This is a genomic window from Segatella hominis (assembly GCF_019249725.2).
Classification (GTDB): Bacteria; Bacteroidota; Bacteroidia; order Bacteroidales; family Bacteroidaceae; genus Prevotella.
Window position 1 is genome coordinate 2,888,697 of sequence record NZ_CP137559.1, and the last position, 12,377, is coordinate 2,901,073.

The 12,377-nt window shown below is 44.0% G+C and carries 5 protein-coding genes; 2 read left to right on the forward strand and 3 right to left on the reverse strand.

All coding sequences use genetic code 11. The annotated features are described in order from the left end of the window. Positions 1–141 precede the first annotated feature (141 nt). Positions 142–2,805: a DNA mismatch repair protein MutS gene (mutS, locus tag KUA50_RS11710; protein ID WP_218457509.1), complete on the reverse strand. Its 2,664-nt coding sequence runs from the start codon at positions 2,803–2,805 to the stop codon at positions 142–144. Between the two features lie 247 nt (positions 2,806–3,052). Between mutS and KUA50_RS11715 the strand changes: the two genes are divergently transcribed. After that, entirely contained in the window at positions 3,053–4,918 is a 1,866-nt protein-coding gene (locus KUA50_RS11715) for a calcineurin-like phosphoesterase C-terminal domain-containing protein (RefSeq protein ID WP_218457508.1), read from the forward strand. A gap of 213 nt (positions 4,919–5,131) precedes the next feature. On the opposite strand, the gene KUA50_RS11720 is transcribed toward KUA50_RS11715, so the two are convergent. Beyond that, positions 5,132–8,269: a glycoside hydrolase family 2 TIM barrel-domain containing protein gene (locus KUA50_RS11720; protein WP_218457535.1), complete on the reverse strand. Its 3,138-nt coding sequence runs from the start codon at positions 8,267–8,269 to the stop codon at positions 5,132–5,134. Between the two features lie 66 nt (positions 8,270–8,335). Next, complete coding sequence (locus KUA50_RS11725; RefSeq protein WP_256624316.1) at positions 8,336–10,672, reverse strand: family 20 glycosylhydrolase; 2,337 nt, start codon at positions 10,670–10,672, stop codon at positions 8,336–8,338. Between the two features lie 475 nt (positions 10,673–11,147). Between KUA50_RS11725 and KUA50_RS11730 the strand changes: the two genes are divergently transcribed. Next, the gene (locus KUA50_RS11730; RefSeq protein WP_218457507.1) at positions 11,148–12,356 is read left to right on the forward strand and encodes an ROK family transcriptional regulator; all 1,209 of its coding nucleotides are present in this window, start codon (positions 11,148–11,150) and stop codon (positions 12,354–12,356) included. Positions 12,357–12,377 lie beyond the last annotated feature (21 nt).

A 12,377-nucleotide genomic window follows, 5' to 3' on the forward strand; every position in this document is an offset into this window, starting at 1 on the left:
ATGCAGTAGCATATAGGAACCATTTCCAATTTTAACCATACAGTTAGAACTGTTTTTCTATAAAATAAGAAACTCTCCCTTGCAGGAATCCAATCCTGAACAAGGGAGAGTTTTTATTTTCAATCCATCATTATCTACTTCTTATCTTCCCATCAAAATCTTCTTGATTTCATTGAGTTTGTTCAAAGCCTCTACCGGTGTGAGATTATTGATGTCCAAACCCAATATCTCATCGCGTATCTGACTCAAAACCGGATCATCAAGCTGGAAGAAACTGAGTTGTACTCCATCCTTCGGTTCATCCAAATGCTGCATATTAGGTTTGCCGGCAGCACCCACACCCGCATTGTCATCCTCCAGTTGTTTCAGTATAACATTGGCACGATTTACGATACTACGAGGCATACCGGCTATTTCAGCCACATGAATACCAAAAGAGTGCTCACTTCCACCCGGTTCCAACTTACGCAGGAAGATAACCTTGCCATCCACCTCCTTCACGCTTACATTGAAATTCTTGATGCGAGGAAAGTTCTTTTCCATCTCATTCAGTTCGTGATAGTGGGTAGCAAAGAGCGTACGTGCTTGCGCCTTCTTGTGCTGATGCAAGTATTCCACGATAGCCCAAGCTATTGAGATTCCATCATAAGTAGAAGTACCACGTCCTAACTCATCAAATAGAACCAGGGAACGAGGAGAAACATTATTCAGGATATTCGCAGCCTCGGTCATCTCTACCATAAAAGTAGATTCACCAAGCGAGATATTATCACTGGCACCCACACGGGTGAATATCTTATCCACCAGACCTACTCTTGCACTCTCGGCTGGTACGAAACAGCCTACCTGTGCCAGCAGAACTATCAAGGCCGTCTGCCTTAAAAGCGCAGATTTACCGGCCATATTAGGACCCGTAATCATCATAATCTGCTGCTTTTCAGTATCGAGCAACACATCGTTTGGCACATATCGCTCACCTAAAGGCAACTGAGTTTCTATCACAGGATGGCGTCCCTGCTTGATGTCGAGCACCTCAGAATCGTCGATGACAGGACGCACATAGTGGTTTTCTTCCGATGCCTTCGAGAAGGAAAGAAGACAATCCATACGGGCAATGAGGTTGGCATTGATTTGTATCTGAGGAATATACTCTTGCATCGAAGCTATCAGTTCATTGAAGAGTTGGGCTTCGAGAATCAAAATTTTCTCATCGGCACCGAGAATCTTCTCTTCATATTCCTTCAGTTCCTGAGTAATATATCGCTCTGCCTGAGCAAGCGTCTGCTTGCGAATCCAGTCTTCAGGCACCTTGTCCTTGAAGGTATTGCGCACCTCTAAATAATAGCCAAATACATTATTATAACCCACTTTCAGGCTGGAAATACCTGTTTTCTCTATCTCACGCTCCTGTATTTTGAGCAGATAGTCCTTACCATGCAGGCTAATGGAACGCAGATCGTCCAATTCTGCATTGTAGCCATCAGCGATAACATCGCCCTTATTGATAAGCTGCGGAGGATCCGGCTGGATTTCCTTTGCTATCCGTTCTTTCAGCGTTTCACAGAGATTGAGTTGCTCACCCACTCGCTGCAAGGCTTCATTCTTGGCATGTTGACAAGCCACCTTGATTGGCTGGATAGCCTCCAAGGCATGTTGCAATTGCACAACTTCACGAGGCGAAACTCTACCCACAGCCACTTTGGAAATGATACGTTCCAGGTCACCGATACGATGCAGTTGATCATCCATCAACTGCTTGAACTCCGGTTCTTTGAAGAAATATTCCACGATGTCGAGTCGTTCATTGATTGGACGCACATCTTTCAGCGGAAAGACAAGCCAGCGACGGAGCATACGGCCTCCCATTGCCGTTACGGTGCGGTCGATGACATTCAGAAGCGACGAACCATCGTCCTGCATCGGGGCCACCAGTTCGAGACTACGGATAGTAAAGCGGTCCATACGCACGAACTTATCCTCCTCAATACGGGAAAGTGCTGTAATATGATTGATTTGGGTATGCTGGGTAATCTCCAGATACTGCATGATGGCTCCGCTGGCAATGATACCGTTCTTCAGATGTTCTACACCAAAACCCTTCAAGGATTTGGTCTTGAAATGACCGAGGAGTTTCTGTCGGGCAGTCTGTTCGGTGAAAACCCAGTCGTCCAATTCGTATGTACAGTATTTAGTTCCGAAACACTGTTCGAATTTCTGTTTCATGGCACGATCATAAAGCACTTCTTTCGGCTGGAAGTTGCTCATCAGTTTCTCCACATAGTCAGGAGTACCTTCCCCTGTAAGGAATTCGCCCGTAGAGATGTCGAGGAAGCTTACACCACAAGAAGCTTTTCCGAAATGGACAGCAGCAAGGAAATTGTTCTCCTTGTAGTTCAAGACGTTATCGCCCATCGCCACACCCGGAGTCACCAGTTCCGTAATGCCACGCTTCACCATCTTATCCATCTGGCTAAGCCCCTTCTTACCCTTGATTTCCAAGCGTTTCTTCTTCGGATCTTCCAGCTGGTCGCACACAGCAACACGCTTGCCGGCACGTATCAACTTAGGCAGATAAGTATCGAGTGCATGATGAGGGAAACCAGCCATCTCAGCACCACCTGCCGAACCGCCATTATTACGACGAGTCAGGGTAATACCGAGCACCTTGGAAGCCTCTATAGCATCCTCGCAATAAGTTTCATAGAAGTCACCACATCGGAAAAGCAACAGTGCCTCGGGATGTTTCGCTTTCATCTCAAAAAACTGCCGCATCATCGGCGTAAGACCTTTATTATCGTTTGCCATTATATTTTTCTATCTTATTTCTGAATCTAAAACATTGTCGACAGAACTCTTTTGTTCCCCAAATACAGAGAACGCAGATTCAATATCAGAAATGCAAAAATACAAAATATTATCCAAAGGCAAGTTACCTAAAGGTAACATTTAGACATTTTTAAATCAATATCTTCCGTAATCACATGAGAAATGCGTATTTTTGCAAGATAAAAATGCTCATTCTTATGAGTCTAAGCTTTTATTAACTGAAAAAATGAAAAGAAAACAGATATATATTGCTATCATATCTCTCGTTTGCTGCGCTCTCATCGCAATCGGGGTCACCCTTCATCTGCGCAATCAGAAGGAGCCTCAGCCTACCGCTGTCAAGGCACCAGATACCCGCAAGAAGAAAACCGTGGCAAAAGATACCATCAAGAAGATAAAACCTGTCATCAAGCAGGACTTCAATATCATAGGTACCCTGAGAGATACTGACGGAAAAGGTGTGGCGAACGTCATCGTAAGCGATGGTTATAACTGCGTGAAGACTGATTCGCTCGGAAGATACAAGATGAAACGGGACAGTCTTGCCCGCTTCATCTACTACTGCGTGCCTGCCGACTGTGAGATTCCTACCCATTCTGCTACAGATCGCACGGCTTGCTTCTACCAGCCAGTATCCAAGAAAAAGAAAATATATGATTTCACCCTGAAAAGACTACCTGGAGGAAAGGAAATCAGTTATAAGATGATTGTCATCGGCGACCCGCAGGTTACCAATGCCTACAGTCCTTATTATACCTCGCCCACCGACAACCCCATCAAGAAGAGCGACGTAGAGCGATTTACCACCCAGACGATGGCAGATATCAGGCAAACTATCAAGAGTCTGCCTGCCGGGACTCCTGTCTATGGACTCAGCATGGGCGATGACGTACAGTATTACGGAGGATATAATGCCCACCTGGAGAGACAGATACGCCAAGCCTTGGGCTCATCGGAGATGCGCCTCTTCTCCGTCATCGGCAATCACGACCAGGACGGAAAGGCACTCTACAGACGTAAGTGGGAGGAAAACTTCGGACCTACCGACTACTCTTTCGACCGTGGCGATGAGCACTTTGTGTGCATCAACAACTGCTTCTTCTATCGTGGGAAGGCCTATTATTCACCAGGCGAACTGCGAGAGCGGCAGATGCGCTGGCTCAAGCAGGATCTCGCCCTCACGCCCAAAGACAAAAAGGTAGTACTCTGTTACCATATTCCTTTCACCTTCGGAAATGCACCTTTCGGCAAAGCCAAACCTCTTGGCATAGAGAATGAGAAGGGACATTATTCCTCCTCTCGCCTATCCCAACTCCTGGCACTCCTGCATCAGTTTGAGGGAGGATACGAACTCTTTTGCGGTCACACCCATTTCGCCTGCAACCATGAATTCCGCTACGAGGGCGAGGATGTGATGGAGCATTGTCATGCTGCAGCATGTGGTAATATCTGGCAATCCAACATAAATATCTGCGGTACACCAAACGGCTATTATGTCTATCAGTTCATTGGTACCCGCCTTACCGATTGCTATTATAAGGGCACATTCTGGGATAAGAACAAACAGATGACCATCTTCAGAGCACAAACCGACTTCAATGGAGAATCGTATGCTGAGGACTGGGGACTTTCCAAAGATAAAGATAAGAATATACTGGTAGCCAATGTCTTTAACGCCGACTCCCACTGGCGGGTTGTGGCAATAGAAGATGGCAAGGAATACCGGATGCACCGCATCAGCAGCAAAGGTCAGGATGCCTTTGCCGCTGGCTATCATCATAAATACAGCGAATCAGTATCCTATCGTTTTGTGAGCAAGGGCAACAGTTATCTGCTCATGAACCATCTGTATTATTATGTCCCAAAGAATCCAAATGCCAGAATAACAATCAAGGCTTCAGACCCTTATGGTCATACATTTACCGCAGAGAGTACCGAAGCGGTCAGTGAGCCTTTCTTCAATTACGCTCACTACTATGAGCAGGAGAATCAGGAATACAAGAAGGCAAGAAACTCCCTCTTGCGAGATTCTACCATAAATAGGCAGAAAGATTCGACACAAAGCAATCGACATACAAATACAAAGCTATAACCATATAAATTGTTGTGTTTAACTATCTATTTTATAATAAGAGTACGTTTAAAATACTTGGTGGATCATATATGCCAGTCTTTTGACCAATTCTTTTCAGAAACCAATACTCATGATAGTCAAACAGGAAAGCGGCGCCGCCTGCAAATCCGCAGGAAAGCGCCGCCCATTGTAAACCTATTCTCGTACAAATATGACTTCTTGAAAATAAAACTACTTTGCCTTGATGACGAAGCGGAATTCGCGGTCGCCATAATGCATGCGGTATTTCTCCATAGGCTTTGTCATCCAGCTATCGATGCAACCTAAGCCGTACTGGCGTTGCTGGATATGTACCTGTGTCAAGCCCTTGTCAACCAAATCACCGCTATGCTGTCCCCAAGCATGCTCCTTTTCATCGCCAGAATCCAAATCCTCAATAGAATAAGGAATGGCACTACACTCCATCGGAGCATACCCCTCGAAAGTAATACCCTTGCCTGATGCAGGATTGAAGATGGAGAAATAACGGATATCTGTATGGTTGCCACTCTCCTGAGGACGAATATAAGGATAATACTCATCCTTTACATCCGACTCATATTTGCCAATAAAGGTAGAAGAATGACGGTCGATATAATTCTCCTCCGGGCCACGGCCATAATACTCCAACTTAGAGAATGATGCAGGCAAATCCAATACCATACCATATCGGAACAAGTCAGCTATCTTAGCCGCTTTATCCGTGGTCATCTTCTCGGTAACAGAAACCTCACCTACCGCATTGATGCGATAACGAAGTACCAACTCAGCCTTCACCTCAGGCATTTCAAAGGTAGCCGTCAAAACAACACTATCCTTCATCTCACTCTTGTCGAATGACTTCAAGTTCATTACAGGATTTTTCCAAACCTTCAACTCCTTCTGCAAAGAAGCACCATAATCATTATCAGTAGGAGCACGCCAGAATTCAGGCTTCATGCTCTCGCGGAATTTCAAGATAGGCTCACCGGCCACGTCAAGATAGTCTATCAAACCCGTCTTCTTGCCTATAGTAACCGACATTCTCTTGGCAGAAACCTTCACATAGCTATTGGTTTCCTCTACCTCTATATTGCTGGTACTCTGGAGTTTCCCTTTCTTACCAGAAATCTTAGTAGAAGTCGCCGCAATAGGAGTATCTACCTTATCAAACTGATATTCATTGATGACAAACTGCTGGCGGGCCATCACCTGTCCTTTCTCTACCAATGGTTCTGTACCATCGCTGGCAAAGGCAAAATTGACTGTAATTTCCTCCTTACTATGTTCAGACTCTGCTTCAGAAATAGCATACTTCAAGGCATCACTCTTCACCATTTTAGTTGTCTGAGGAGCAATACCCTTAGTCTCAGGAATCTCAACAGTAGATAACTTCACGCCATTGGCATAGATAGTTGCAGTAAGGTGCAGGTCATCAATATTCTTGAAGAAATTCTCATTATAGATATTGAAAGCACCATTCACGGCATCCAGATCCTTGATCCATACATTCTGATGCCAATACTGGATTTCGTAGGCATGCGGATTCAAACGGCGGTCTGGAGCAATAATACCATTGCAATTGAAGTTGTAGTCACTGGCAGGATAACGCCCATAGTCGCCACCATAGGTAAAGATTTCCTTGCCTGTAATCGGACTCTTGTCACGCAGACCCTGATCTACAAAGTCCCAGATGTATCCACCCTGATACTTAGGATATTTGCGAATCAGATCCCAGTACTCCTTGAAACCGCCCTCTGAGTTACCCATCGCATGAGCATACTCACATTGGATATAAGGTTTTACGCCATCACTCTTGCAATATTTCTCACTCTCCTCGTAGTCGATGTACATCGGACAATGAATATCTGTCTTACTGTCATATCCACCACGCTCATACTGCACAGGACGAGTCTGATCATAGGCTTTCACCCAGTCATAGGTCTTCTCGAAGTTGATGCCATAGCCACACTCATTACCCAAACTCCATACGATGATGGAAGGATGGTTGATGAAAGTCTTCACATTACCCTCGTTACGCTCGATATGAGTCTGGAGGTATTCAGGGAACTTGGCGAGAGATTTCTCATCATATCCCATACCATGAGATTCAAGGTTTGCCTCGGCAGTCACATAGATTCCATATTCATCACAGAGGTCATACCAGCGAGGATCATCAGGATAATGACAGGTACGAACAGCGTTGATATTCAACTGCTTCATAATCTTAATATCCTGAATCATGCGCTCCACGCTGACCACATAGCCACCATCAGGATCTATTTCATGACGGTTAGCCCCCTTGATCAGGACAGGCTTGCCATTGACCAGGAGCTGTGCATTCTTGATTTCCACATTGCGGAAACCTATCTTTTGAGGAATAACCTCCGATACACCCTGCTTATTTTTCAAAGTAATGAATGCCTTATATAAATAAGGTGTTTCTGCAGTCCATGCCTTCACCCCTGGCACCTTAATAGTACCCTGTACACCTGAAGCCTCGGCAATCTTCTTGCCATCCTTATCACACAATGTAAGAGTAACATTAGTCTTACCACCCTTCAAGGCTACCTGATAGTTCAGGACACCATCTCGGTATTGATTTTCCAAACCTGCATCCAGACGGATATCAGCTGCATGAACTTTCGGACGGGCATAGAGATATACCTCACGGGCAATTCCTGTAAGACGCCAGAAGTCCTGATCCTCAAAATAAGAACCATCACACCAGCGCATCACCTGCATAGCAATGAGGTTTTTGCCTGGTTTCAGATATTTGGAGATATTAAACTCTGCAGCCACCTTGCTGTCTTCGCTATATCCCACATACTTGCCATTCACCCAGAGAGTCAAATTGCTGGTAGCAGAACCTACATGGAAATATACATCCTTGCCCTTCCAGTCCTTAGGCAGGTCAAAGGTGCGGCGATAGGAACCCGTATAGTTGTTGAGTTCGCTGATATAAGGAGGATTTGGGTCAAACTGGGTAGCCCAGGCATAACCGATATTCTTATAGGTAGCGTCGCCATAGCCATTCAGTTCAAACAAGCCCGGTACAGGAAAATCCTTCCATTGAGAATCATCAAAGTTGGCAGCGAAGAAATTGACAGGACGCTTGTTGTAGTCCTTGACGAAATTAAATTTCCAAGTGCCTTCCATCGAAAGGTAGTTGGCTGAATTTTTCTTCTCGAAAGCCTGAGCCTTATCCTGATTCTCGAAAGCAAAGAACGCAGCACGGCGAGGAGCACGATTCTGCTGATTGACATCTACATTATGCCATCTGCTGGCATCTTGCGCCCTTACTTCGCCATGCCCATTAAGAACCATGGCACCCAATAGGGCAAGAAACATGAAATTTCTTTTGTTCATATTCATGAATATTTATGATTTAAAAACAGGTTTTACCTTATTATATATTTAATGGAACAGTTGACTATCTTCAACATCCGCAAATTCCTTGGAATTATCCTTGCGCATCTGCAGGTTGAGTCCGTTCCACCAAGAAGGCCAGCCACCAGTAATATTGGCTATGAAGACATACTTGATAGGATGTAACCCCTTAGCCAAAGCTACGCAGTTGTCACGATGGGAAATACTCTTCACTTCGCTGGAGTTGTCGATAAGCAACTTACTGTCAATCCAAACCTGGTCGGCACGGGAAGAAACGTAATATACACCATCCTCTGGCACCATCACATATCCTTCAGCAATAGCAGCATAACCATTCTCTCCACGCAAGGTGCGGGCATCGTCAGCCTGCTTCAATTTCATTTCGCCAAAGTTGCGGATAACAGAATTTTCCCAGACGCCATCCGTCCATTCTAAGTCATTCACATGATGATAATACCCCTTGATACGCTTCATCTCCAAACCCGGCTTTACATCTTTCACCTCAACAGAAGGAGCATAATTCTGTTTCTCCACCTGGATGGTTCTGATGCGACTCATCTTACCAGAAGGCAAAACCGTAGCAATATTGATGATACAATCATGGTTTACAGGGATAGGAGCAGTATAGACCAGAGACTCTGGAGTAGGCATCGTGCCATCCAGTGTATAGACCATTTTCATCGGACGGGAAGTGGTAAAGGTTACGGTAGTATCCTGGGTAATCACCACTTTATCGCAGGATCCGTATGGCTGCTCCGGCAGAGGAAGATGATATTTGATACAACGTTCATCAAGTCTTACGAGGTTAGCATCCACTCGCTTGCTGAAATCCGTAAAGGTCTTACGACTCAATGGCGACCAGGCAACCTCAGAGAGTGCCAGGGCACGAGGATACATCATATACTCCATCTTGGCATTGGAATACATATATTCAGACCAGTTGTTGCATTGCACACCCAAAATATGCTTATCAAGTCCAGCCTTGCGGATTACATCAGGAACAGGGTCGAAACTATAGGTTTTGGCCAGATAAACAGGACTGCTTGGAATCGTGATTGGTTCTATCTTACTGTCGCCCTGATAATGGTCAAGATAAAGACCACCAGAACCAGGAGTCATGATAACATCATGCCCTTGCTTAGCCGCTTCGATACCTCCATCAATACCTCGCCAAGACATGACGGTAGCATTCTCACTCAATCCACCTTCCAGAATTTCATCCCATCCGATGATTTTCTTACCATACTTCTCCAGCATCTTTTCTACACGTTTGATCACATAGCTCTGTAGTCTTTCCTCTGCAGAGTGCTTGCTATCGCCCTGAAGATGCTCGTCAACAATACGCTTCTGACAAGTCGGGCAGGTTTTCCAACTGGTTTTCGGGCACTCGTCGCCACCTATATGGAAATATTTGCCAGGGAAGAGCGGCACCATTTCCTTGAAGATATCATCCAGGAAATGGAACATCAATTCCTTACCAGGACACATCACGATGTCCTCAATACCCCAAACCATTCTTGGAGTCCACTGCTCTCCCTTACAGGACAATTCCGGATAAGCAGCAATAGCCGCCATCATGTGTCCAGGAAGATCCACCTCAGGAATCACCGTCATATAGCGCTTGGTAGCATAATCCACGATATCCTTAATCTCCTCCTGTGTATAAAAACCTCCATAGATAGAGCCATCGCCTTCCTTGCGATAACCACCGATAGAAGTCAGTTTAGGATATTTCTTGATTTCAATACGCCAGCCCTGATCTTCCGTCAGATGGAAATGCATCGTATTGACCTTGAGAGAAGCCATCAGGTCAATCTGCTTCTTCACATTCTGTACAGTAATGAAATGACGGCATGGATCGAGATGGAAACCACGATAACCGAAACGAGGATAATCTTCGATATCACAACATTGTGCCACCCATTTGACTCCCTTTACCAGAGAAGCACTTTCCACTTCCGCAGGCAACAGCTGCAGGAAGGTCTGCATACCATAAAAGGCACCCTTACCTGTCTTAGCTTTGATAACCACTCCCTTGGCAGTAACCTGAAGGCGATAGCCCTCCTCATTCATTTTCATCGAAGGGTTGATGACAATAGAGACAATTCCTTTCTTGTTGCCCACATAGACCTCATATCCAGTAGAAGTCTTGAGCTTGCCTGCCAGATAACCAGCTATCGCTTTACCTTCCTCTGTATTGTAGGAAATACCAAGGCTGGAAGGCAAAATAAATTCTCCACGCTGTTGGGTGAGTTTGACTGGTGTTGGAATCACATTGACTTCTGCAGCCAAAGAACACACAGGATTCATCCCCAAGGAAGCCATGAGGGCGAATGCAGGAAATAGTTTCTTAATCTGATTCATATCGTATTCAGTTGTTAGTTTGATCTAGTTATTCAAATATGAGGTTTTAATCTTTCTAATATCTTTTATTAGTTGCCAATATTTTAATAAAATATTTTATTTTGCAAAGATATATGTTTTTTGTGTTACTTCAAAGGTTTTATGGTTAATAAATCTAAAACACCAATACTTTTCGTATTTTGTCATCTTTATGCAGATAAGTGTATATTTGCCACATTATCAGATGTTTACGTGCAAAGGAACAAAATAACTCACGGAAAGAGTGAGACTATTTTCTATCATAAGAATTTTAATAAAAAGGACTTTAAGATAGAAACTCTAAAGTTTACTTATATATATAAATAAGGTGTAGGGGCTAAAAACAGCCTCAAAATAATAAAAAAGCAAAGAAATAAACACATTTAAGGTTTATTAACTACAAAAAAGTTGCACGTATTAATAAAAGCTTTATCTTTGCAAATAAAAAATATTACTTATGAAACAAGAGATAATAAAATATATTAAGAATATAGGTAAAAAAGCTACTATACCTAAGAAAATCTTGGAGCATTTTATATCTCACGGACAATCCACTATCCCGGAAATATCTAAGAGTATAGGAGTAAGTCTCCCAACCACGACAAGCGCCTTGAATGAGATGATGACAGTGGGAATAGTCAAAGAATTCGGAAAGAAGGAAACTGCCATGGGGCGCATCCCAATGCTTTACGGTTTGAAGCCTAAGGCAGGTTACTTTATAGGTGCCAATCCGGAAATGGACAGTCTGGCACTTTCTGCAAGTGATTTCTGCGGCAACCAGATAGTGGAAAAGACAAAAATTCCCTACTGTTACGAAAACACTCCGGAGAATCTGGAAAAACTCGGAAACATCATCAATGATTTCATAGACAGTCTTCCTATCAAGAAAGAGGAAATACTAAATGTCTGTGTCAATGTAGCAGAACGCGTTAATCCTTTTGAAGGAACGGCATACAATATGTTTACATTTACCGAAAAACCTTTGGCAACGGAAATATCAGAAATGATTAATTTACCGGTTTGCATCGAAAACGACACCAGAAGCATGACCTATGCAGAATACATCAAAGGCTGCAGTAAAGGAATGAAAGACATTATCTTTGTGAATGTGTGCTGGGGTCTCGGAATCGGAATCATCATAGACGGTAAACTCTATTATGGAAAGTCTGGATATTCCGGTGAATTTGGACATACACCTGGCTACAACAACAACATCATCTGCCACTGTGGAAAAATCGGTTGCATAGAAACTGAAACTTCTGGCAGAGCTCTGAAAAGAAAATTGACCGAAGCACTACTGGAAGGAAAACAATCCATACTTTCAGACAAGGTGGTAAACAGAAAAGAAGAGTTAAACTTACAAGATATTCTGGACGCCATCGCAAAAGAAGATGTGCTCAGCTTAGTTATCCTACAACATGTTGCAGATGAACTGGGAAAACAACTGGCAGGAATCATCAACGTCTTCAACCCGGAAATGCTGGTCATCGGAGGCGAAATGTCGGCTACAGGAGATTATCTGACATTGCCTATCAGAATGGGCATCAAGAGATTCTCTCTCAACGTCATGAACGAGGATTCTAAGATTGTAACCTCCGAACTGAAAGGTCAAGCGGGCGTAGTGGGAGCCTGTCTCATGGCAAGATACAGATTACTCTATGCTTAGCAAATACCTCTCTCTAACTGA

Excerpts from the sequence above, each read along its gene's own strand:
- KUA50_RS11725 (WP_256624316.1), bottom strand. The coding sequence starts at position 10,672 with ATGAATCAGATTAAGAAACTATTTCCTGCATTCGCCCTCATGGCTTCC.
- KUA50_RS11720 (WP_218457535.1), bottom strand. The coding sequence starts at position 8,269 with ATGTTTCTTGCCCTATTGGGTGCCATGGTTCTTAATGGGCATGGCGAA.
- KUA50_RS11715 (WP_218457508.1), top strand. The coding sequence starts at position 3,053 with ATGAAAAGAAAACAGATATATATTGCTATCATATCTCTCGTTTGCTGC.
- KUA50_RS11730 (WP_218457507.1), top strand. The coding sequence starts at position 11,148 with ATGAAACAAGAGATAATAAAATATATTAAGAATATAGGTAAAAAAGCT.
- mutS (WP_218457509.1), bottom strand. The coding sequence starts at position 2,805 with ATGGCAAACGATAATAAAGGTCTTACGCCGATGATGCGGCAGTTTTTT.